General features: G+C 71.6%; 20 protein-coding genes. 7 read left to right on the forward strand and 13 right to left on the reverse strand.

Annotation, left to right across the window (positions count from 1 at the left end; translation table 11 throughout):
* Nucleotide 1 precedes the first annotated feature (1 nt).
* The 3 genes from CRYAR_RS36590 to guaB form a co-directional block, all read right to left on the reverse strand.
* A complete protein-coding gene (locus tag CRYAR_RS36590; RefSeq protein WP_035857764.1) occupies nt 2–610 on the reverse strand; it encodes a GNAT family N-acetyltransferase in 609 nt (202 codons plus the stop codon).
* On the reverse strand, nt 597–1715 hold the full coding sequence (locus CRYAR_RS36595; RefSeq protein WP_035857765.1) for a GuaB3 family IMP dehydrogenase-related protein: 1119 nt from the start codon (nt 1713–1715) through the stop codon (nt 597–599). The genes CRYAR_RS36590 and CRYAR_RS36595 overlap by 14 nt, the downstream gene beginning before the upstream one ends.
* A gap of 285 nt (nt 1716–2000) precedes the next feature.
* Nucleotides 2001–3548: an IMP dehydrogenase gene (guaB, locus tag CRYAR_RS36600; RefSeq protein ID WP_084701436.1), complete on the reverse strand. Its 1548-nt coding sequence runs from the start codon at nt 3546–3548 to the stop codon at nt 2001–2003.
* Between the two features lie 164 nt (nt 3549–3712).
* Here guaB and CRYAR_RS36605 point away from each other — a divergent pair, with 164 nt between their 5' ends.
* Entirely contained in the window at nt 3713–5191 is a 1479-nt protein-coding gene (locus CRYAR_RS36605; RefSeq protein ID WP_035857766.1) for an alpha/beta hydrolase family protein, read from the forward strand.
* A gap of 69 nt (nt 5192–5260) precedes the next feature.
* A complete protein-coding gene (locus tag CRYAR_RS36610) occupies nt 5261–5659 on the forward strand; it encodes a DUF5319 family protein (RefSeq protein WP_035857767.1) in 399 nt (132 codons plus the stop codon).
* 34 nt (nt 5660–5693) lie between these two features.
* Here the strand turns inward: CRYAR_RS36610 and CRYAR_RS36615 are convergent, their stop codons facing one another.
* The gene (locus CRYAR_RS36615; RefSeq protein WP_157018335.1) at nt 5694–6956 is read right to left on the reverse strand and encodes a superantigen-like protein SSL4; all 1263 of its coding nucleotides are present in this window, start codon (nt 6954–6956) and stop codon (nt 5694–5696) included.
* Nucleotides 6953–7570 (reverse strand): RNA polymerase sigma factor ShbA, encoded by a 618-nt coding sequence (gene shbA / locus CRYAR_RS36620; protein WP_051571416.1) that lies wholly within the window; start codon nt 7568–7570, stop codon nt 6953–6955. The genes CRYAR_RS36615 and shbA overlap by 4 nt, the downstream gene beginning before the upstream one ends.
* A 580-nt stretch (nt 7571–8150) precedes the next feature.
* Here shbA and CRYAR_RS36625 point away from each other — a divergent pair.
* Nucleotides 8151–8480, forward strand: a complete 330-nt coding sequence (locus CRYAR_RS36625; RefSeq protein ID WP_051571417.1) for a WhiB family transcriptional regulator — start codon at nt 8151–8153, stop codon at nt 8478–8480.
* Between the two features lie 74 nt (nt 8481–8554).
* Here CRYAR_RS36625 and groL read toward each other — a convergent pair whose 3' ends face one another.
* Nucleotides 8555–10195 (reverse strand): chaperonin GroEL, encoded by a 1641-nt coding sequence (groL, locus tag CRYAR_RS36630; RefSeq protein WP_035857769.1) that lies wholly within the window; start codon nt 10193–10195, stop codon nt 8555–8557.
* Between the two features lie 107 nt (nt 10196–10302).
* Entirely contained in the window at nt 10303–10611 is a 309-nt protein-coding gene (groES, locus tag CRYAR_RS36635; protein WP_035857770.1) for a co-chaperone GroES, read from the reverse strand.
* A 454-nt stretch (nt 10612–11065) separates the two neighbouring features.
* Here groES and CRYAR_RS36640 point away from each other — a divergent pair, with 454 nt between their 5' ends.
* Both CRYAR_RS36640 and CRYAR_RS36645 read left to right on the forward strand, forming a co-directional pair.
* Nucleotides 11066–11257, forward strand: coding sequence for a DUF1918 domain-containing protein (locus tag CRYAR_RS36640; protein WP_035857771.1), 192 nt, complete (start codon nt 11066–11068; stop codon nt 11255–11257).
* Between the two features lie 23 nt (nt 11258–11280).
* Nucleotides 11281–12159, forward strand: coding sequence for a DUF72 domain-containing protein (locus CRYAR_RS36645; protein ID WP_035857772.1), 879 nt, complete (start codon nt 11281–11283; stop codon nt 12157–12159).
* 22 nt (nt 12160–12181) lie between these two features.
* Here the strand turns inward: CRYAR_RS36645 and CRYAR_RS36650 are convergent, their stop codons facing one another.
* Nucleotides 12182–12826, reverse strand: a complete 645-nt coding sequence (locus CRYAR_RS36650; protein WP_157018337.1) for a hypothetical protein — start codon at nt 12824–12826, stop codon at nt 12182–12184.
* A 205-nt stretch (nt 12827–13031) separates the two neighbouring features.
* Between CRYAR_RS36650 and CRYAR_RS36655 the strand changes: the two genes are divergently transcribed.
* Nucleotides 13032–13934, forward strand: coding sequence for a hypothetical protein (locus CRYAR_RS36655; protein ID WP_157018339.1), 903 nt, complete (start codon nt 13032–13034; stop codon nt 13932–13934).
* Here CRYAR_RS36655 and CRYAR_RS50435 read toward each other — a convergent pair.
* Complete coding sequence (locus CRYAR_RS50435) at nt 13928–17383, reverse strand: tetratricopeptide repeat protein (protein ID WP_169745137.1); 3456 nt, start codon at nt 17381–17383, stop codon at nt 13928–13930. The two genes, CRYAR_RS36655 and CRYAR_RS50435, sit on opposite strands and share 7 nt — an antisense overlap.
* Nucleotides 17384–17517: 134 nt before the next feature.
* On the opposite strand from CRYAR_RS50435, the gene CRYAR_RS36665 reads away from it, so the two are divergent.
* Nucleotides 17518–18699, forward strand: coding sequence for a class I SAM-dependent methyltransferase (locus CRYAR_RS36665; RefSeq protein WP_035857775.1), 1182 nt, complete (start codon nt 17518–17520; stop codon nt 18697–18699).
* On the opposite strand, the gene CRYAR_RS36670 is transcribed toward CRYAR_RS36665, so the two are convergent.
* The 4 genes from CRYAR_RS36670 to rimI are packed head-to-tail and all read right to left on the reverse strand — an operon-like array spanning nt 18666 to nt 21376.
* Complete coding sequence (locus CRYAR_RS36670; protein ID WP_035857776.1) at nt 18666–19640, reverse strand: nucleoside hydrolase; 975 nt, start codon at nt 19638–19640, stop codon at nt 18666–18668. The two genes, CRYAR_RS36665 and CRYAR_RS36670, sit on opposite strands and share 34 nt — an antisense overlap.
* Nucleotides 19613–19867, reverse strand: coding sequence for a hypothetical protein (locus tag CRYAR_RS36675; protein WP_035857777.1), 255 nt, complete (start codon nt 19865–19867; stop codon nt 19613–19615). The genes CRYAR_RS36670 and CRYAR_RS36675 overlap by 28 nt, the downstream gene beginning before the upstream one ends.
* The gene (gene tsaD / locus CRYAR_RS36680; RefSeq protein WP_035857778.1) at nt 19864–20937 is read right to left on the reverse strand and encodes a tRNA (adenosine(37)-N6)-threonylcarbamoyltransferase complex transferase subunit TsaD; all 1074 of its coding nucleotides are present in this window, start codon (nt 20935–20937) and stop codon (nt 19864–19866) included. The genes CRYAR_RS36675 and tsaD overlap by 4 nt, the downstream gene beginning before the upstream one ends.
* Entirely contained in the window at nt 20930–21376 is a 447-nt protein-coding gene (rimI, locus tag CRYAR_RS36685; RefSeq protein ID WP_035869270.1) for a ribosomal protein S18-alanine N-acetyltransferase, read from the reverse strand. Before rimI ends, tsaD begins: the two co-directional genes overlap by 8 nt.
* Nucleotides 21377–21386 lie beyond the last annotated feature (10 nt).

Raw genomic sequence — 21386 nt, forward strand, 5'->3', positions numbered from 1 at the left:
GTCAACGGGTCGCGTGTCCCAGATACGTCGTCGTCGGGTCGGGCACCGCGATCTCGTGGAAGCCCAGACGGTCGTAGAACGCCCGGGCCTTCACGTTGGCGGGCACCATGCCCAGGTGCACCGCGGCCACGCCCCGGTCGGCCAGCGTGGCGAAGAACCGGTTGATCAGCGCCCGGCCGAGGCCCCTCCCCTGCGCCGACGGCAGCAGGTCGATGTGCAGGTGCGCGGGGTAGGGCTCCAGCTGCGGCCAGAGCATGCGCTCCGGGTCGTGCAGTGTGCGCACCAGTTCGTCGGTGCGCGAGGTGCCGTCGGTCAGCGGCCACCGGCCGGCCACCGACGGCAGCCACTCCCCCCGGAACCGCTTCACGAACGCGACCGTGTCGGCCGTACCGAGGACGTACCCGACGGCACGCTCCCCGTCGTCGACGACGTACGCCAGTTCGGGCTCGAACGCCACGTACGGTTCGGCGAACGCCGTCGGGAAGATCGAGGGGTCGGGGTAGAGCGGGCGCGCGTCGCCGCCCTCGTGGCCGGTACGCACGCAGATGTCGCGGACGGCCTCGAGGTCGGCGTCGCCGTAGGGGCGGATCGTCAGCTCACCGGCAGACAACCAGATCGACCTTCTGGAACGCCTTCACGTCGGAGTAGCCGGTCTTCGCCATCGACCGCCGCAGGCCGCCGAACAGGTTCAGCCAGCCGTTCGGGTCGTCCGCGGGGCCGTCGACGACGGTCTCCAGGCTGCCCAGCGGCCAATCCGACGACGCCGGGACGTAGCTGCCGCGGGGCAGCTTCGGGTGCGAGGCCATCGGGTGCCACCAGGCCCCGCCGGCCGGAGCCTCGGCGGCCACCGAGAGCGGCTGACCGAGCATCACCGCGTCGGCGCCGCACGCGATCGCCCTGGCGATGTCCCCGGAGGTCCGCAGCTCGCCGTCGGCGATCACGTGCACGTACCGGCCGCCGGTCTCGTCCAGGTAGTCGCGCCGGGCCGCGGCCGCGTCGGAGATCGCGGTGGCCATCGGCACCCGGATCCCGAGCACCGAATCCTCGGTGGCCCACTTGTCGGCACCGGTACCGACGATGACGCCGGCCGCTCCGGTACGCATCAGGTGCAGCGCGGTCTGGTAGTTCGCGCAGCCGCCGACGATCACCGGGACGTCGAGGTCGGCGATGAACTGCTTGAGGTTGAGCGTCGGCCCGGACGTCGTCACGTGCTCGGCCGAGACCACCGCACCCTGGATCACCAGCAGGTCGACGCCGGCCGCGACGGCCTCGAGCGCGAGCTCCAGCGTGTGCTGCGGCGAGATGCGCACGGCGGTGGTGACACCGCCCTCACGCATCACCCGGATACGGTCGCTGATCAGCTCGGGCTTGATCGGCTCGGCGTACGCCTCCTGCAGTCGACGGGTGCGCCGCGAGCCGTCGGAGAGCGAGGCCAGCTCTTCGAGCAGCTTCGTCGGGTCGTCGTAGCGGGTCCACAGACCTTCGGCGTTGAGGACGCCGAGCCCGCCGAGCCGCCCGATCTCGATCGCGGTCTGCGGGCTCATCGTGGCGTCCGACGGCGTGGCGACGAGCGGCAGGCCGAAGCGGAACGCGTCGATCTGCCAGGCCAGCGAGGTGTCGTTCACGTCCCGGGTGCGGCGCGACGGAACGATCGCCACCTCGTCCAAGTGGTAGGCGCGGCGGGCGTTCTTGCCCATCCCGATCTCCACCGACATGTTCAATTCAAGCCCCTTGTCACCTCGGCGCCGCACCGTCAAAGATCCGAGTCTATGCGGGGACCCGGCGGGCCCCCGCATACGGCTCAGCTCCTACGGGACCGAGTCGCTCAGCGGAACCTCCACCGAAACCCGAGCCCTCGCACTCCGGGTCAGCCCTTGCGGGACCGGGTCGCTCAGCGGGGCCTCGACCGAAACCCGAACCCTCGCGCTCCGGATCAGCTCTTGCGGGACCGGGTCGCTCAGTGGGGCCTCGACCGAAACCCCGAGCCCTCGCGCTCCGGGTCAGCTTTTGCGGGACGCGTAGTTGGGGGCCTCGACCGTCATCTGGATGTCGTGCGGGTGGCTCTCCTTGAGCCCCGCCGCGGTGATGCGGACGAAGCGGCCGCGCTGCTGGAGATCGGCCACCGTGCGCGCGCCGACGTAGAACATCGACTGCCGCAGACCCCCGACGAGCTGGTGCGCGACGGCCGAGAGCAGACCGCGGTAGGGCACCTGACCCTCGATGCCCTCGGGGATGAGCTTGTCGTCGGTGGCGACGTCGTCCTGGAAGTAGCGGTCCTTGGAGAACGACTGCTGACGCCCACGGCTCTGCATCGCGCCGAGCGAACCCATGCCCCGGTAGGTCTTGAACTGCTTGCCGTTGATGAACTGCAGCTCGCCCGGGCTCTCCTCGACGCCGGCCAGCAGCGACCCGAGCATCACCGTGTCGGCGCCGGCCACCAGAGCCTTCGCGATGTCACCGGAGTACTGCAGGCCACCGTCGCCGATGACCGGAACGCCGGCCGCCTTGGCCGCGCGTGCGGCCTCGAAGATCGCGGTGACCTGCGGGACACCGACACCGGCGACGACCCGGGTGGTGCAGATCGAACCGGGGCCGACGCCGACCTTGATCGCGTCGGCGCCGGCGTCGATGAGCGCCTGGGCGCCTTCCTTGGTCGCGACGTTGCCGCCGATGACCTGTGCCCTGGTGTCGGCCTTGACCCGGCGGATCATCTCGGCGACCGCCCGGTTGTGACCGTGCGCGGTGTCGACGACGATGATGTCGCAGCCGGCGTCGACGAGCGAGCGCGCGCGCTTGTACGAGTCTTCCCCGACGCCCACCGCGGCGGCCACGACGAGCCGACCGTCGGCGTCCTTCGTGGACAGCGGGAACTGGTCCTTCTTGACGAAGTCCTTGTGGGTGATGAGGCCGCAGAGCCGGTTCTCCGAGTCGACGAGCGGCAGTTTCTCGACCTTGTTCGCGCGCAGCAGCCGCAGCGCGTCGTCGGGGTCGACCCCGACCGGCGCGGTGACCAGCGGCATCGACGTCATGACGTCACGGACGCGCCGGCCGGGGTCGGTCTCGAAGCGCATGTCGCGGTTGGTGACGATGCCGACGAGCACACCGTCGGCGTCGACGACCGGGAGCCCGGAGATGCGGTACCGGCCGCAGGCGCGGTCGACGTCGGCGAGCGTGTCGTCGGGCGAACACGTCACCGGGTTGGTGACCATCCCGGACTCCGACCGCTTGACCTTGTCAACCTCCTGGGTCTGGTCGTCGATCGACAGGTTGCGGTGGAGCACGCCGACGCCGCCCTGGCGTGCCATCGCGACCGCCATCCGCGCCTCGGTCACCGTGTCCATCGCGCTGGACAGCAGCGGGATACGGACGGTGATCTCCCGGGTCAGCCGGGTGCTGGTGTCGACCTCGCTCGGCATCATGTCCGACTCGCCCGGCAACAACAGCACGTCGTCGAACGTGAGGGCAGTGGGGGCGAACAACTCCGCCAGCGAGTCAGGGGCAGCGAAAAGTTCTGGGCTCGGGGGAAGCGAGGTGACCTCAGGCAGCATGCCTCATCGTAACTGTCAACCGGGGCCGCCCGAGTTCCCCCGTCCGGCACCTGTGGATACCGCTGTGACCTGGGGTAACCAGTGGGATTTGCTGAATCGGTGCGGTACGACTGATCCATTACTCGCCGGTACACGGGGTTCGCCGGGTGGTAGATCTCACCCCTGTGACCGTTCGCCGGATCCTCGTCCCGTTATTCGCGCTCGCCGTGGTGCTCGGCGTCACGGGCCCGGCCGCGGCGGCGCCGCCCGCCGCGCGCAGCACCACCGTCGCGTCGTTCGACGGCACGTCGATCGTCGTCAACTTCTTCCCGGCGGCCGGGCTGACGGCCGGTCGGCGCGCACCCTCCGTGTTGGTCGGCCCCGGCTGGGGCGCCGCCGGCGAGACCAATCCGGATGCTCCGGCGGTGGCCGGGCTCCGGCAGCGCGGCTACAACGTGCTCACCTGGGACCCCCGCGGGTTCGGGCGCTCCGGCGGAGCCGCGTCGGTGGATCACCACCGCTACGAGGGCCGGGACATGCAGGCGCTGCTGAGCTGGCTCGCCGCGCAGCCGGAGGCCCGGCTGGACCGTACGGGCGACCCCAGGGTCGGCATGGCCGGCGGCAGCTACGGCGGCGGCATCCAGTTCGTGACCGCGGCGATCGACCGCCGGGTGGACGCGATCGTGCCGACGATCGCCTGGAGCTCGCTCGTCGACAGCCTCTACCCCAACCGCACGCCGAAGACCGGCTGGGGGAACCTGCTCTGCGCGTTCGGGTCGGCCGGCACGAACCGGCTGGTCGCCCAGGTGAAGGAGACCTGCGGGCTGGCCGCGAGCGGCGGTCTCCCGGACGCCGCGCTCGAGGCCTGGTGGCGTGCGCACGGGCCGGCCGGGTCGTTGATCAACCGGGTCCGGGTCCCGACGATGATCGTCCAGGGCACCGTCGACACGCTCTTCCCGCTCCGCGAGGGCATCGCGAACTACCAGGCGCTGCGGGCCAACGGCACGCCGGTGAAGATGGTCTGGTTCTGCGGCGGGCACGGCACCTGCCTGACCCCGGCCGGGGCGGCCGGCCACGTGGAGGCGCTGACCGTGGCCTGGTTCGACCGGTGGCTCAAGCGGTCGAAGATCAGCACCGGCCCGGGGTTCGAGTACGTCGACGACGCCGGGGTGTGGCGCGGGGCGGCGAAGTACCCGCTCGCCACCACGCGGCGGGTCACCTCGTCCGCCTCCGGCACGCTGGCGTTCAGCCCCGCGGACGCCTCGGGTAGTGACGTCGCGGCCGCACCCGCGGCCAACGCCCGGCCGGTTCCGGGGCCGAGGTACCGCGGCCAGGTCGTCGGCAGCCCGACGTTGCGGCTCACCTACCGCGGCACCGGCAGCGCACCGAGGACGTCGCTCTACGCCCAGCTCGTCGACACCGGGAAGAACGTGGTCGCGGGTAACTTCGCCACCGCGCTCCCGGTGACGCTCGACGGCCGGACGCACACGCTCGAGGTGCCACTGGGTGCGGTCGCCTGGAGCAGCGCCGCGCTCGTACTGCAGATCACCGGAGCGTCCCGTCTGTATTACCCCCAGCGGGCGACCGGGTCCGTGACCTATCGCGCGACAGTGGCCTATCCGGTAACGCCGCCAGCACACGCTGTAAGGATTGGCGGCACCTGATCAGAAACCCCTCCCAGCGTCGTGTCAAGGGGGAAGGCGCGGAGAACCCCGTCGGGCTACGGTGGGAGCGTGCAGGAGGAACCGCTAGACCCGTTCGCGGGCGACCCGACCGACCCGACGTCCGCTCTCGAGGACGACGGGCCCGGCCGTGGTGCGCAGCCGCTCACGGCCGAGGAGCGGCAGGACGTGCTCGACGACCTCGCCGACCTCGACGTCTACGAGGCGCTGCTCACCGCACGCGACATCCGCGGGCTGGTCGTCGACTGCGAGGACTGCCGGGTTCCGCACTACTTCGCGTGGGACCTGCTCCGGGCCAATCTCCAGCACCTGCTGGTGGCCGGCCGCACCCGCGTGCACGAGCCGGCCTTCGACCCCGATCCGGCCGAGTACGTGACGTGGGAGTACGCCCGCGGATACGCCGATGGCATGCAGGACGCCGTCGAGGACGCGGACGACCCTGACGCCTGAGCGTTAACGCCGCGGCTTACCGGCGCTAACCGGGTTACTCGGCCGGGGCCGACTCGGCCTCCGGCTCGGCCGGCGACGATCCGCCGGTCGAGGGCGCCTCGGTGGGCACCGGGTCGGGGCTCTGCGTTTCCGTCGGCGTCGGCTCGGGGTTCTGCGTGCTCGGTTCGGGATCCGGCGCGCCCGTCGTCGGACCGGGGTTCGTCGGTGTCGTCGCGCCGGTGGGCGGCGTCGGCACCGTCGAGGTGCCCGGCGGGGTGGCCTGGGTGGAGCCCCGGCCGTCGCGCGGCCGGTTGCGCTTCCACTTCGACCGCGCCGACGGATCCGACGAACTGCTGCTGCCCGCGCTCGAGGACGGCGCCGCGGTGGACGGGTTCCAGCGGCTGCCGGGCACCACCGGGAAGTCGGGTATCGCGGCGGTCGTCTCGAGGTCGTCGGCGAGGCGATCGGCCTCGTCGGAACCCTCGCGGACGTTCTCGTCGAGCTTCTGCTGCGCCTCGTCGTAATAGCGCTGCGCGGCGCCGGTGTCGCCACGCTCCAACGCCTCGCGCGCCTTCTGCAGCGACGCGTGCGCTTCCTCGCTGGCCTCGATCGAGCGGGCCCGCTCGGCGTAGACGACCCGGCTGATCGGCCACAGCTTGTCACCGGGGTGGGCGGTGGCCGCCGCGGCGACGCTCCCCGCCGAGCCGGCGGCGAGCACCGCGGCCACCGCGGCCGTCGCGACGACCACGCGGTCGAACCGGCGCCGCCGGGGACGGCGTTCGCCCAGCGTGGTGACGGGCTTCTCCTCGACGGCGGGCGGCAGCCGGTCGAACGACGGCTGGAACTGCTCCGTCGCCGCCTCGCTGGGCCGCACCGGCGGGAGCTGCTCGGTGGGGCGCGCGTAACCGGCCGCGACGAACGCCGAGCGAACCGACTCGTCGATGCGGTCGGGGTCGGAGACTCCGTCGCTGAACAGCCGCGGCAGCTGCGCGGTGTCGTCGCCCGAGTCTCCCCACGGGGAGCGGAAGACCTCGGTGTCGTCGTCCCGCGCCGGCGCCAGCAGCACCGGGGCCTCGGCCTCGGCCGACCGCAGCGGCGGCAACCCCTCGTCGAGGTCGTCGCGCCAGGTGGTGAGCAGGCGCGCGGTCACGTCCGCCCGGTAGGTGGCGGGAAGTTCACCCCGCCCCAGGGCATCGAGGAGAGCGTCGTCGCGAAGGATGGCGTCCACCCCGGCATCGGTCTCGGCGTCGGCGAACGGATCGGACGGACGCCGTTGATCAGGTCCGCCGTAGGGGCTGGGGATACGCGGATCACTCATGCCGTCTCCCGGACCACTGGGTCGACGGTGCGGCGCAGGCGGTTGAGCGCGCGGTGCTGGGTGACCCGCACCGAGCCCGCGCTCATCCCCAGCGCCTGCCCGGTCTCCTCGGCGCTCAGCCCGACCGCGATGCGCAGGAGCAGGACGTCACGGTGCTGCGGGGGCAACGTGTCGAGGAGGTCACGCATCCGCCGGGACGCGTCGGCTTCGATCGCGTACCCCTCGGGACCCGCGTCGGTCGCGGCGGTCTCCGGGACGGTCTGCACCGGAACACCGAGCTCGCGCGCCGCGACCCGGTGCGCGTCGGTGACTTTGTTGGCCGCGATACGGAACAGGAACGCGGTGAAAGGGCGTCCCTGATCGCGATAGCGAGGCAGTGCGTGCAACACCGCGAGACACACCTCCTGCGCTACGTCGTCCGCCGTCGTATAGGTACCGCCGCCTGCGCGCCCCAGCCGGGCGCGGCAGTAACGCACCACCATCGGCTGCACCTGCCGGAGCAACTCGGACGTCGCAGCCGGATCCGACCGCGCCGCCAGGGACGCCAGTACGTCCAGTTCGCGCCCGACCTCGCCCCCGGTGTTACCAGTGCCGGTGATCGTCGTCCCCGTCATCGCCGTCCTGTCCCAGGACCGCATTCGTCTCCGCGCCCGCCTGGCTCACACGTGCGGGGCTCACGTCCAAGCCTGACCACGATTCCTGACCGTAGCCTGCCAGCCCGGGCTGCGGGCGGCACCTGTCCGCTCGGCCCAATCGCATCCGCCGGACGGACGAGGCGGTCTGGCCCGGAGCGAGACGTCAATCCGCAGGTCAGAGGGGACCAGATCAAATTCTCAACTACTCCGTTAGGACGTGAGCACTCCACTCACCACAAAGGTTGCGCAGCGTGACGACGAATACCGACGGGGACGCTGAGTAACCAAGACCTGACACATCGGACGGTCCGGAAACTACCCAGGTTGGTATTTCACCCGGGAATGCTCGCTCCGCCAATCGGCCGTCCGGCCAATGCGACAAGTCGGCCGGGTGGTTCGACGCAACGGGGCCGGACAGTTCGACGCAAGCGAATCGACGCAACCCCGTGTCATCGCACGCGCTATCGACGCAAGATCGATGCAAAAGTTGCCTCGGCCGCGTTTCCCCGCCGCTACCAGGGGCATTAGCTGGATCGACCGCACTTGCTTGGAGGACCCCATGGCCGACGTCCGCCGCCTTCCCGGACCGAACACCGACGTGTGGGACTGGCAGCTGCACGGCTCGTGCCGCGGCCTCGACAGCGCGCTGTTCTTCCATCCCGACAACGAGCGGGGCCCTTCGCGGGCCCGGCGTGAGAACGAAGCCAAGGCGATCTGCGCGGCCTGCCCGGTCGTCGACCCGTGCCGGGCGCACGCGCTCGCGGTGCGGGAGCCGTACGGGGTGTGGGGTGGCCTGTCCGAGGCCGAGCGCATCCAGCTGCTCGGTACCGGCCGCGGCGACGCGCTGCTGCCCCCGGTGGAGTCCGAGGAGATCGTGCGCACGGTCTGAGCCTCGGCCCGGGTCCGGACACAGAGAAGGCCGGTGGGGAAACCCCACCGGCCTTCTCTGTGTCTACGGACCGGTCAGAACCCCGGGCCGTGGCTGTGCGAGTGGCCGTGGCCACCGTGCGAGTGGCCCGCGGGCTCCTCCTCGGCCGGCTTCTCGACGACCAGGCTCTCGGTCGTGAGCAGCAGACCCGCGATGGAGGCCGCGTTGGCCAGCGCGTTGCGCGTGACCTTCACCGGGTCGACGACGCCCTGGCCGACCAGGTCGCCGTATTCGCCGGTGGCGGCGTTGAGACCGGAGCCGACCGGCATCTCGGAGACCTTGCTGACGACGACACCGCCCTCGAGGCCGGCGTTCTCGGCGATGTTGCGCAGCGGGTAGGACAGCGCGGCGCGGACGATCTTGACGCCGGTCGCCTCGTCGCCGGTGAGACCGAGCTCGCCGTCGAGCGCCGGGGCAGCGTGCACAAGAGCGGTGCCGCCACCGGCGACGATGCCCTCTTCCACGGCCGCCTTGGTCGCCGAGATGGCGTCCTCGATGCGGTGCTTCTTCTCCTTGAGCTCGACCTCGGTGGCCGCACCCACGCGGATCACGCTGACCCCGCCGGAGAGCTTCGCGAGCCGCTCCTGGAGCTTCTCGCGGTCCCAGTCGGAGTCGGACGCCTCGATCTCGTTCTTGATCTGGGCGATCCGGCCGGCCAGGCCCTCGGCGGTGCCGCCACCGTCGACGATCGTCGTGTTGTCCTTGGTGACGGTCACGCGACGAGCGGTGCCGAGCACGTCCAGGCCGACCTGGTCGAGCTTGAGGCCGATCTCCGGGGCGATGACCTGCGCGCCGGTCAGCTCGGCGATGTCGCCGAGCATGGCCTTGCGACGGTCGCCGAAGCCGGGCGCCTTGACCGCGACGACCGTGAAGGTCTTGCGGATCGAGTTGACGACCAGGGTGGAGAGAGCCTCACCCTCGACGTCCTCGGCGATGATCAGCAGCGGCTTCTTCGCCTCGACGACCTTCTCCAGGAGCGGGAGCAGGTCGGTGATCGACGAGATCTTCTCGGTGGTGACGAGGATGCGAGCGTCCTCGAGGACCGCCTCGAGGCTCTCCGCGTCGGTGGAGAAGTAGGGCGAGATGTAGCCCTTGTCGATCTGGAGGCCCTCGGTGACCTCGAGCTCAGTCTCCATCGCCGAGGACTCCTCGACGGTGATGACACCGTCGGTGCCCACGACGTCCATGGCCTCGGCGATCAGGTCGCCGATGGTGGCGTCCTGGGCCGAGATCGTCGCCACGTGCGCGATCGACTGCTTGGACTCGACCGGGATGGCCTTCTCCAGCAGCGCGGTGTTCACGGCGTCGACGGCGGCCTGGATGCCCCGGCGAACCGCGATCGGGTTCGCACCCGCGGCGACGTTGCGCAGGCCCTCGCGGACCAGCGCCTGCGCCAGCACGGTGGCGGTGGTGGTGCCGTCACCGGCGACGTCGTTCGTCTTGGTGGCGACCTCCTTGGCGAGCTGGGCGCCGAGGTTCTCGTACGGGTCGGTCAGCTCGACCTCACGCGCGATGGTGACACCGTCGTTCGTGATCGTCGGGCTGCCGAACTTCTTGTCGAGGACCACGTTGCGGCCCTTGGGGCCGAGCGTGATCTTGACGACATCAGCGAGCGCGTCGACACCGCGCTCGAGGCCCTTACGGGCGTCGTCGGAGAAGGAAAGAATCTTCGCCATCTGTTTGGCAGTCCCTATCTAGGTCTAGCAGCGCGAAACACGTACGCCCCGGCGGCGAGCGGCCGATGATGGCCGCCGCCACCGGGGCGCACGTGTCAAGACAAGGCTTACTTCTCGACTACCGCGAGCACGTCGCGGGCCGACAGCAGCAGGTACTCCTCGCCGGCGTACTTGACCTCGGTGCCGCCGTACTTCGAGTAGATAACGACGTCGCCGGCCTTCACGTCCACCGGAACGCGGGCGCCCTTGTCGTCGATACGGCCGGGGCCGACCGCGAGGACGGTGCCCTCCTGGGGCTTCTCCTTGGCGGTGTCCGGAATCACGATGCCGGAGGCCGTGGTCGTCTCGGCCTCGTTCGCCTGGACCAGGATGCGGTCCTCGAGCGGCCTGATGTTGACCTTGGTAGCGGTCGTCACGTCTTTGTCCTCCCCCTTCGTGGGGTGCAAACCGTTGCAATCCACCGGTGCTTCACGGGGCGGCTCGCCGTCGCGGGGATCAAGACGCCCTCGTGCACGAGTTGGCACACTCGAAGGTCGAGTGCTAAAGGGAACCCTAGCAGCTGTTGGCACTCCGTCAAGCCGAGTGCCAGCTGGTCAGCGGGAGGTTTAGGGGAGCCGGACCGCGGTACACGGAAGGCGGTCACCTGGCATCTTTCGCGATCTTTCTCGTAGACAGGCGAAAGTTTGCGCGTATAGTTGCCGGGAGCGATCACATAGTCACTTTGCGTGCTGATGTTACAGAAATAGTTGTGACCCGGGCCGCAGAGTTCACGAACCGTTGACACGCCTACTCTTCACATGCCGGGTGCGTAAGAGAAGAGTTGGTTCCAACCGGGGCCATGAGGCGGACCCCGCTGGAGGTGCGAAACTGATGCAGGCTCACATCGGCGACCGGGTCCACGTCCACGGCCACACGGCCGGGGTTCCGGACCTCTGGGGCGAGGTGCTGGAGGTGCGCGGCTCGGAAGGCCAGCCGCCCTACCTCATCGCCTTCAACGACGGTCACCAGGGCTTGATCTTCCCCGGCCCCGACGCGGTCATCGAGCACACTGTTTCTCGGTAGTCGGCGCTGGGCAACGGCCCAGCATGGGACGGATTCGGGTCGGCACGGCGTCGTGGACCGATCGGACGCTCATCGCCTCCGGCTGGTACCCCGACGGGGTCGAGTCCGCCGCCGAGCGGCTCGGCTACTACGCCTCGAACTTCGACATCGTCGAGGTGGACTCGACCTACTACTCCCCACCGGCGGAGAACACGGCCGCGCTGTGGGCCGAGCGCACACCGGCCGGCTTCACGTTCAACATCAAGGCGTTCTCGCTCCTCACTCAGCATCCGACACGGCCGGGGTCGCTCTACAAGGACCTCCGCCCCGCGGTGCCGGAGAAGAAGAACGTCTACTTGAAGGATCTCGACGACGCGGTGGTGGACGCGGTCTGGGAGCGGTTCCTCGCGGCGCTCGAACCGCTGCGCGCGGCGGGCAAGCTCGGTGCGCTGCTCTTCCAGTTCCCGCAGTGGTTCCCGATCGGGCGCCGTAACCGCGAGTACCTGCTGCAGGTGAAGGAGCGGTGCGCGCCGGACCGGATCTGCGTGGAGTTCCGGAACAAGACGTGGCTCTCGCCGGAGAACCGCGAATCGACGCTGGAGTTCCTGACCGACTACCAGCTGCCGTACGTCGTGGTCGACATGCCGCAGGGGCATCCGAGCTCGGTGCCGCCGATCGTCGTCGCCACCAGCGACCTGGCGGTGGTCCGCTTCCACGGCCACAGCGAGAAGTGGACGTCGAAGGACATCCACGAGAAGTTCGGGTACCTGTACAGGCCGGAGGAGTTGGAGTCCTGGGCCGGGCGGATCAAGGACCTGCCCGCGGCCGAGACCCACGTGCTGATGAACAACTGCTACTCGGACTACGCCCAGACGAACGCGCGCCAGCTGGTGGACCTGCTCGGCTTGGACGGGAAGGCGTAGCCGCCCGCCCAGGCCGCGCTCGTCAGTTGTGGCGGGCCGGCTCGGTGTCGGCCTGCGGGTAGGTCGGCAGCGGGCGGTCGGGCACCAGGCCGGTGGGCGAGGGGCGGAAGACCCTCTCCTCCACCTGGCCCGGGTTCGTGTCCACGGTCTGGCCGACCTTGATCGCGCCGGCCACCGGGGTCACATGGGTCACGTTCCACTGGCCGCTGTTGGTCTCGCTGGCGGAGCTGGACGTGATGAACGTTTCCCGGATGGCCGAGAGCCCCGGCCCGTACGGCGCCTTGTAGAAGCTGTACAGGTAGTAGTAGTGGAACCCGGTGTCGGTACCGGCGACCGTGCAGCCGTACCGGACCACCTGGTCCGGGAAGCCGTCGCCGGTCACGTCGGCGATGTCACCTTCGACGGTGGTGTATTCGAGCCGGTTCCACTGGCCCTTGCCCCAGGTGCCGCCCACCGGCCCTTCCAGCGTCACCACGCCGCCCGGGCACGTGGTGCCGTCGGGCAGCGTGATGTTCTCCCAGGGAACGACGTTGCGCCGGCCGAAGTCGATCTTCGTGTTGTTCGTGTTCGGCTCCACTGCCGCTGACGCCGGTGCCCCCGTCAGCGCGACCCCCGCCGCCGCGCTCACCAGGACCACCGTTGCGGCCAGGTACTTGCGAATTCGCATCGGACCCTCCACTCTCGCCGGTCGTTCCGGCGACCGGGGGAGCGTCTCGGACCGCCGAGCACATCGCCAGGCAACGTCCCGATTCCGACATGTGGGCAACGCGGATGTCGGCCGAAACGTGTACCGGCGCAGATCTACCCAAATAACCCCTGAGTCCGGTTAGCTGAACGGTATGAACCGGAGGATCAGGGCGTATCGCCGGGCGATGGCGGTAACGCTGGCGTTGGCGCTGGCTGCTGTTCCGGGGACGGCGTGCAGCGCCGAGGAACCTCCCCCGCCGCCGCCGTCCCCGCCGCGTCCCCAGGCGGTGAAGCCCTCGCTGCCGCCGGAGTTGCCGCTCGGAGGACGGCAGATCTTCCCGCGCTACCGGGTCGTCGCGTACTACGGCAGCACTGGCGGCGGCACGCTCGGCGTCCTCGGGGAGGAACCACCGGACCTGATCGTGCCGCGGTTGCGCGCGGCGGCCGCGCCGTTCGCCACCCCCGAGCGGCCGGTGCAGATCGCGTTCGAGCTCATCGTCCGGATCGCCGACCGGAAGCCCGGGAAGAACCGCGTCTACAGCCACAGCATCAAGCCGGCGGTGATCCGCCGGTACATCGAGGCCGCCGAGAAGGCGAAGGCGCTCGTCATCCTCGACATCCAGCCGGGCCGCCTGAACTTCCTCGACGCGATCAAGCCCTACCGGTGGGCGCTCGAGCACCCGAACGTCGGGATCGCGCTCGACCCGGAGTGGCGGGTCGCCTGGAACGAGGTACCCGGCGAGGTGGTGGGGCGGGCTTCGGCGGCCGAGATCAACGCGGCCTCCGCATACGTCTCGGAGCTCACCCGGGCCGAGCAACTGCCCGAGAAGTTGTTCCTGCTCCACCAGTTCCGGCGGGCGATGCTGCCCGACGTCGAGAAGATCGTGCCGCGGCCGGGACTGGTGATGGTGCAGCACGTCGACGGTTTCGGGACCCGGCGGGAGAAGGACGCGACGTACGCCGCGGTGCGGCGCCCCGCCCAGTTCAAGCTCGGTTACAAGCTCTTCTACGACGAGGACGTCGACCCGTACCGACCCGCCGAGGTCCTGGCCTTCACCCATCCCCCGGACTACATCAGCTATCAGTGAGCCGGGCGCCCACGCTCGATCTCGCGCCGCCTCGATGGCATCTGGTTGCCTGCGCCCCAGCCGAGCACCTGCACGGTGGTGGTGGTCGAGGTGAGCGCGCGTTTCGCGTTGCGCTCGTCGGACTCCAGGCGCGCGTGCGCCCGGTCGCGGATCTTCGTGACCGCGAGCATCAGCGTCTCGTCGCGGCCGGGGCCGATCCCGGTCATCAGCTCCACTGCCTGGTCCGCCGCCGACACCGCGTCCTCGAGCCGCCCGACCGCCGCCATCGTGGTGCTCGCCGCGGCCAGCGACCGGGCCAGGTCGGGCAGGTGCGGCTCCGGGTCCAGGTCGGCGAGCCCGCTACGGATGTCCACGGCCTCGGCCACCGGGGACAGCGCCTCGATCGGCCGCGACAGCCGCACCAGGCGGTTGGCCAGGTTGTGCAGCGACAGCGCCAGCTCCGGCAGGTAGCCCTCACCGACGGTGTCCACGAGCCGCCGGTAGACCGCGACGGCCTCCTCGACCGGCTCCAGCGCCTCCTCCATCCGACCGGCCTCGGCCAGCCGGATCCCCAGGTTGTTCAGCGACGCCGCGAGGTTGGGCAGGTACTCCAGCGAGTTCGACGCGACGAGCCGCCGGTACACCGCGACGGCCTCCTCGGCCGGCTGCAGGGCGTCCGCGGACCGCCCGGTCTCGGCCAGCCGGTTGCCGAGGTTGTTGAGCGCGAGCGCCAGCTGGGGCAGGTGTCCCACCGAGTCGGCGGCCACCAGCCGCCGGTACACCACGACGGCCTCCTCGGCGGGCTCGATCGACTCCTCCCAGCGCTCCAGATCGGCCAGGCTGATCGACAGGTTCGTCAGCGAGAACGCAAGTTCGGGCTGGTAGGTCGCCCGGTTGAGCACCGAGAGCCGGCGGCAGACCGCCACCGCCTCCTCGACCGGATCCAACGCTTCCTCCCGCCGGCCGACGTCGGTGAGCCGGATGCCGAGCGTGTTCAGCGAGGTCGCCAGCTCGGGCAGGTACGCGACCGAGTCCTGGGCGGCCAGCCGCCGGTAGGCCACCACGGCTTCCTCCGCGGGCGGCAGCGCCTCGCCCGGGCGCCCGGCCTCGGCCAGCGCGGTGCCGAGCAGGTCCAGCGACATCGCCAGGTCGGGCAGGTACGACGGGTCGGCGACGGCGAGCCGCCGCTGCACCGCGACCGCGTCCTCGGCCGGGGCCAGCGCGTCCTCGACCCGGCCCAGCGCCGAGAGCCGGATGCCCAGGTTGTTCAGGCAGCGCGCGTACTCGCTCAGCTCGGCCGCCTGCGGATCGGCGCCCGGACGCGCGGCCGCGACCAGCCGCTCCGACACCGCGGCCGCGATCGCGGCCCGGCTGGGCGTGAACCCGACCGACAGCACCAACGAGTCCAGTTGGCGCACGGTCTCCAGCGGCATCTCGCGCGCGCCGATCAGGTCGGTGATCACCTTCGTGTACCGCGTGGGCGCCAGCAGCACGAGCGGCACCGCGTAGCGCCCCGGCGCGGTACGCAGCAGCCACGGCAGCGACACGCTGATCCGGTTCTTCGCCCGTTCCTGCCGCCGCGACGGGGTCGGCGCGGACAGGCACCGGATCAGCGTCGTGGCCGCGTGCAGCGCGGCGAGCGGGTCGGCGTCACCGGCGATGCTGGAGACGACCGCCGACCACTCCGGGTCGGCCAGGCTCCCGGCCAGGTCCAGCAGGTGTGCGTCGGCCAGCCGCGCCGGACGCGGCGACGACCAGCCCTGCTCGGCGGTTCCCCGGTAGAGCCGGGCCAGCGCGACCGCGACCTCGGACCGGCGGTCGGCCGGCACCTGCCAGGGCGCGGGCACCGACCGCAGCGCCCGCACGGCCGCTTCCGGCGTGGCCGCAGGCAGCAGGCTCACCACGGCCATCGCCCAGTCGCGCTGACCGTCCTCGATCCCGCAGCCGGCCGCGGCCAGCACCGCGGACACCTGCCGCCGCTCGTAGGCCAGCACCGCGGCGACGGGATCAGGGCCCCCGCCGTCACGCCGGGTGTGGCGACGCAGCGACGGCGCGGTGGCGTCCAGGACACGCAGGGCGGCGTCGGCGTAGAAGTCGAGCGTCGTCGCCCAGAGACCGGCGGGCGCCGGGAACGTGAGCCGCTCCAGGTCGACGCGCGGAAGCACCCCGTCGGCCACCGCCCGGTTCGCGAACGCGGCCACAGCACCGCGCCACACCGCGTCGGACGCCTGCGGGCCGAGCTGCTGGGGTAGCGGCGGCAGCCAGACCGGGGCCGGCGCCACCCACGAACGCAGCCGATGGGCGTCGGAGAGATCGGTGAACCACCCCTCGGGCGACCGGGCGAGCAACAGCACCCGGATCCAGGCCGCGGCGTCGTACTCGTCGATCGTGGAGAGCAGTTCGCCGACCAGCGGGCCGACCGACTCGGCCTGGTCGACGACGAGCAGCGTCGGCGTGCGCAGCTCGACGATCGCGCGGATCCCCGCGATGATCTCCGGAGCCCGGCGCAGCTGCTGCTCCCACTCGGCCTGGTCGGGGCCGCTCAGCTCCAGCTCGGTCGGGCCGGTCGTGCGCCAGGCCGCCGGCGGCAGGTCCACGAACCCGGCCAGCCAGCCCTGGGCCTCCAGCGCGGAGCAGATCTGCTGCGCGGCGTGCGTCTTGCCCTGGCCGCCGGCTCCGCACAGCAGCCGCAGCACCGGGCCGCGGTCGGCCTGGGTCGCCCACGCGACCAGCTCGTCGACCTCGGGGCGGGGCTCGGTCGGCACGATGCCCGCCTCCGGGCGCAGCCACTCCGACGCCAACCCGACCGGGACGAAACCGAACGGCTCGAACAGCAGGTCGCGCACCTCGGCGATCGAGGTCGGCACCGGGAGCGGCGCCCGGACCCGGTCACGCAGGTCGTCGTAGTAGTGGGGCTCCGCGAGCACCGGCAGGTTGTCGGGCTCGTCGGCGCTGGGACCGGCCTCGATCGCCAGCAACCCGCCGTAGCCGGCCACGCCACCGGCGCCGTACTCGGATCCGCCGTATCGGGACCCGCCGTACTGAGGCCCGCCGTACTGAGGCTCGCCGTACTGGGGCCCGCCGTAGTGAGGCTCGCCGTAGTGAGAACCGCCGTGGTGAGGCTCGCCGTACTCGGGCCCGTAGTTCGGGCCGGCGTAGTAGCCGGTGTCGTAGTCCTGGTAGCCGCGCCCGCCGTTCGGCCCGTAGGGCGCACCCGGGTCGTACGCGGACACCGAGCCGAGGCCGGACTCGTACGGGTCGTACGCCGGTGAGCCGGGGCCGTGGCCGGGCGGGCCGTGGTAGGCCGCCTCGAACGAATCGCGCTCGTCGCCGAACCCGTAGCGGTCGGGCGCTCCGTACCCCAGTTCTCCCCCGTACCCGGGAGCCGGTCGCTCCGCCGGTTTTTCGATGCCTTCGGACCGGATGTCTACTTCCACCCAGCCGCGCGATGCCCGCCGAGCATCAGCCACCGCAGGTTCCCATGCTGTTGCGGCTCCTTCGGCTCCCGATTACACAGCGACATCGTGAGCACCGTCGCTCGCCACCCACCTCTGCCATCACGCCGTTGGGCCCGCCTCGGTTCAACGTGTGAAGATCTTCTTCCGTGGAGATTTCGGACGTCGAGGCGCTGAGGTCCGCGGCGGGTGTGGCCGCGCTGGCGGACGCGGCGGCGGACGGTGATCCGCTGGTGCTCGCCACCCGGCTCCGCGCCGCCGGGCACCACCCCCACCTGGTCTCGCTGGCGCTCACCCAGCAGCGGCTACGCCGCTCGGCCGCGACCAAGCTCGGGTCCGACGCTGCCGCCATGTTGTTCACCCCCGACGCCGTCGAGCAGGCCACCCGCGCGAGCGTGGCCGAGCGCCGGGCGGCCCGGCTGGCCGGGAGCGGCGCGACGCGCGTCGTCGATCTGGGCTGCGGCGCCGGGTCCGATCTGATCGCGCTGGCCCGCGCCGGCCTGGACGTCACCGGGGTGGAGCGCGACCCGGTCACCGCGGCGGTGGCGGCCGCGAACGTGGAAGCGCTGGGGTTCGCCGACCGGGCCCGGGTGATCTGCGCGGACGCGACGTCGGTGGAGCTCGACGGGTACGACGCCGCGTTCTGCGATCCGGCGCGCCGGGCCGGAGGCCGCCGGGTGTTCGACCCGGACGCGTACTCGCCGCCGTGGTCGTTCCTGCTGTCGGTCGCCTCGCGCGTCCCGCGGACCGCGGTGAAGGTCGCGCCGGGCCTCGACCACGACCGGATCCCGCCCGGTGCGGAGGCGGAGTGGGTGTCCGAACGCGGCGCCGTGCTGGAGGCCGCGTTGTGGTTCGGCCCACTCGCGCGGACGCCCCGGCGTGCGTCGGTGCTGCCGGCCGAGATCACCGGTAGCGGAACCCGGGAGGCCCCGGTCGGGGAGATCGGGCGGTATCTCTACGACCCCGACGGTGCCGTGATCCGGGCCCACCTCGTGGCTGAGCTCGCGGACCGGATCGACGGGCGGCTGCTCGATCCGGCAATCGCCTACCTCACGACCGACTCGCCCGCGGACACCCCGTTCGCCCGGGGCTACCGCGTCGAACACGTGATGCCGTTCGGCGTGAAACGGCTCCGGGCCGAGCTGGCCCGCCGCGGTGTCGGCCGGTTGGAGATCAAGAAGCGCGGGACGGCGGTGACGCCGGAGCAGCTGCGCCCGCAGCTCAAGCTCCACGGCCCCGGCGAGGCGACGCTCGTCCTGACCCGGGTGGGCGCCGCCCCGCTCGCGGTGATCTGCTCTCAGCTCACGGTCTCGACGAACAACCCGGCGTAGCGGGCGGCGTCGACGCCCAGGGCCACGTCCGCGACGGGCGCGGGGTGGCCGCGGTGCGGGTCCCAGTCCTTGTCGCTCTCCGCCCGCCGGTCGACGACCGTGCAGCCCCGGGTGTAGCGCCCGTCGAGCTCGACGCGCACCGGGAGCGCCTCGGTGGTCAGGCCGTCGGGCGCGACGACCGCGGCGACCGCACCGGCGTCGCCGATCTCGGCCGAGTCCAGTTCGCCGTTCATCCGGAACAGCAGGAGCTGACCGGCCAGCCGGGCGGACGGCACGTCGGACGCGGCCAGCGCGGTGGCGTCGGCCCGGGACACCCGGACCGAGTAGAAGACGTCGAGCCCGTACATCGTGACCGGAACGCCGGCGCCGAACACGATCGCGGCCGCCTCCGGGTCGGCGAAGACGTTGAACTCGGCCGCGGCGGTGACGTTGCCGCCGTTCACCGCGCCGCCCATCAGCACGATCCGCTCGATCTTCGGCCGCACCTCCGGGTAGGTGCGCAGCAGCAGCGCGATGTTCGTCATCGGGGCCAGCGGCACCAGCGTGATCGGGGTCTCGGCACCGAGCAGCAGGTCACGGAGCAGCTCGACGGCCGGCCGCCGGTCGAGCGGGCGCGTGGATTCGGGCAGGTCGACCTCGGCCAGCCCGTCGGCGCCGTGGACGTGTTCGGCCGTCTGGGTGGCGTCGGGTTCGGCCAGGTGCGGAGGATCCAGCAGCGGACGCCGGGCCCCGGCCGCGACCGGCAGGTCGAGCGGCGCCCCGGCGGCGTCGAGCACGCGCAGGGTGTTGCGCACGACCGGTTCCAGACCGGTGTTGCCGGCCACGCACGTGACCCCGCGCAGGTCGAGCGCCGGCGACTTCACCGCGAGCAGGAGCGCGAGCGCGTCGTCGACGCCGGTGTCGACGTCGAGGATCACCGGTCGACCGGAGAGAAGTCCCATGAGTGCGCCTCCCGTCGGAGCCAGTGTTTCGGGGGGTCGGCGAGCGCGACCGGCTCCGCGCGCCAGCGCGAGATCACCACGAGCCGGTTGTCGGCGGACGTGAAGACCTCGGAGCTGACGTGGCCCATCTTCCGCTCGAGCTCGGGCACGGCCACCGCACACGCCCAGTCGACGAGATCCTGGTGGGCCTCGGGGTGGGCCGCCATCTCGACCATCCGCACGATCATCGCGGCGCACCCACCTCGTGTGCGGCCATGACCACCTCGGTGACCGGCAACGACGAGTCGGCCGGCAGGTCGAGCGGCGACGGCGCGACCCCGGCGGCGACCAGCCGCGAGCCGAGCGCGGCGACCATCGCCCCGTTGTCGGTGCACAGCTTCGGGCGCGGCACGCGGAGCTGGACGCCGGCCGCGGCGCACCGGTCGGCCGCCAGCGACCGCAGCCGCGAGTTCGCCGCCACTCCCCCGCCGATCAGCAGCGTCTCGACCCCGTGCCGTTTGCACGCGTCGATCGCCTTCGCGGTGAGCACGTCGGCCACCGCCTCCTGGAACGACGCCGCGACGTCGGCCACCGGAACCGGCTCGCCGTTGCGCTGCCGGGTCTCCACCCAGCGCGCGACCGCGGTCTTCAGGCCGGAGAACGAGAAGTCGAACCGGTGCTCGGCGTGGTCGCGCGGGCCGGTCAGCCCCCGCGGGAACGCGATCGCGGCCGCGTCGCCGTCGCGGGCGGCCCTGTCGATCGGCGGGCCGCCGGGGAACGGCAGGCCGAGTACCCGGGCGACCTTGTCGAACGCCTCGCCGGCCGCGTCGTCGATCGTGGCGCCGAGCGCTTCGACGTCACCGGTCAGGTCGTCGACGAGCAGGAGCGAGGAGTGGCCGCCGGAGACGAGCATCGCGATCGCGGGCTCGGGCAGCGGGCCGTGCTCCAGCGTGTCGACCGCGACGTGGGCGGCGAGGTGGTTGACGCCGTACAGCGGCTTGTCCAGGGCCACCGCGTAGGCTTTCGCCGCCGCGACGCCGACCAGCAGTGCCCCGGCGAGCCCGGGACCGGCGGTCACCGCGATCGCGTCGACGTCGGCGAGCGTCACGTTCGCGTCGGCGAGGGCGCGGTGCACGGTGGGCACCATCGCCTCCAGGTGCGCGCGGCTGGCCACCTCGGGCACCACCCCGCCGAACCGCGCGTGCTGATCGACGCTCGACGCGACGGCGTCGGCCAGCAGCTCGTAGCCGCGGACGATGCCGACGCCGGTCTCGTCGCAGGACGTCTCGATGCCGAGCACCAATGGCTCGTCAGTCATTCGCTCTCCCTGGTGCTTCCAAGCGCATCACGATCGCGTCGGCGCCGCTCGGCTGGTAGTAGCCGCGGCGCAGGCCGATGGCCTCGAACCCGCGGCGGGTGTAGAGCCGCTGGGCCGGTGCGTTGTCCGCGCGGACCTCGAGCAGCACCTGCCGGGCGTCGCGCCGGGTGGCCTCGGTGAGCAGTTCGTCGAGCAGCCGCGCGCCCAGGCCGTGCCCCTGCCGGTCGCGCCGCACCGCGATGTTCTGCACCCAGGCGTCGTCGGGGCCGTAGACGCACAGCCCGGCGTACCCGACCACGTCGTCGCCCTCGAGCGCGACGCGGTACCAGCGGGTGTCGGCCTGGGCCAGTTCGGACCAGAACATGCCCGGCGACCATTCCTCGTCGCCGAACAGGTCACGTTCGATCGGGCCGACGGCCTCGATGTGCCACCAGCGCATCGGCGCGGTG

It is taken from the genome of Cryptosporangium arvum DSM 44712 (assembly GCF_000585375.1).
In the GTDB taxonomy this organism is placed as follows: domain Bacteria; phylum Actinomycetota; class Actinomycetes; order Mycobacteriales; family Cryptosporangiaceae; genus Cryptosporangium; species Cryptosporangium arvum.

What these genes read in the sequence shown, in the direction of transcription:
- CRYAR_RS36595 (WP_035857765.1), bottom strand. Translation starts at nt 1,715, where the DNA reads ATGTCGGTGGAGATCGGGATGGGCAAGAACGCCCGCCGCGCCTACCAC.
- CRYAR_RS36670 (WP_035857776.1), bottom strand. Translation starts at nt 19,640, where the DNA reads ATGGGACTTCTCTCCGGTCGACCGGTGATCCTCGACGTCGACACCGGC.
- guaB (WP_084701436.1), bottom strand. Translation starts at nt 3,548, where the DNA reads ATGCTGCCTGAGGTCACCTCGCTTCCCCCGAGCCCAGAACTTTTCGCT.
- CRYAR_RS36625 (WP_051571417.1), top strand. Translation starts at nt 8,151, where the DNA reads ATGGCCGACGTCCGCCGCCTTCCCGGACCGAACACCGACGTGTGGGAC.
- CRYAR_RS36675 (WP_035857777.1), bottom strand. Translation starts at nt 19,867, where the DNA reads ATGATCGTGCGGATGGTCGAGATGGCGGCCCACCCCGAGGCCCACCAG.
- shbA (WP_051571416.1), bottom strand. Translation starts at nt 7,570, where the DNA reads ATGACGGGGACGACGATCACCGGCACTGGTAACACCGGGGGCGAGGTC.
- rimI (WP_035869270.1), bottom strand. Translation starts at nt 21,376, where the DNA reads ATGCGCTGGTGGCACATCGAGGCCGTCGGCCCGATCGAACGTGACCTG.
- CRYAR_RS36655 (WP_157018339.1), top strand. Translation starts at nt 13,032, where the DNA reads ATGGCGGTAACGCTGGCGTTGGCGCTGGCTGCTGTTCCGGGGACGGCG.
- CRYAR_RS36615 (WP_157018335.1), bottom strand. Translation starts at nt 6,956, where the DNA reads ATGAGTGATCCGCGTATCCCCAGCCCCTACGGCGGACCTGATCAACGG.
- CRYAR_RS36640 (WP_035857771.1), top strand. Translation starts at nt 11,066, where the DNA reads ATGCAGGCTCACATCGGCGACCGGGTCCACGTCCACGGCCACACGGCC.
- tsaD (WP_035857778.1), bottom strand. Translation starts at nt 20,937, where the DNA reads ATGACTGACGAGCCATTGGTGCTCGGCATCGAGACGTCCTGCGACGAG.
- CRYAR_RS36645 (WP_035857772.1), top strand. Translation starts at nt 11,281, where the DNA reads ATGGGACGGATTCGGGTCGGCACGGCGTCGTGGACCGATCGGACGCTC.
- CRYAR_RS36650 (WP_157018337.1), bottom strand. Translation starts at nt 12,826, where the DNA reads ATGCGAATTCGCAAGTACCTGGCCGCAACGGTGGTCCTGGTGAGCGCG.
- groL (WP_035857769.1), bottom strand. Translation starts at nt 10,195, where the DNA reads ATGGCGAAGATTCTTTCCTTCTCCGACGACGCCCGTAAGGGCCTCGAG.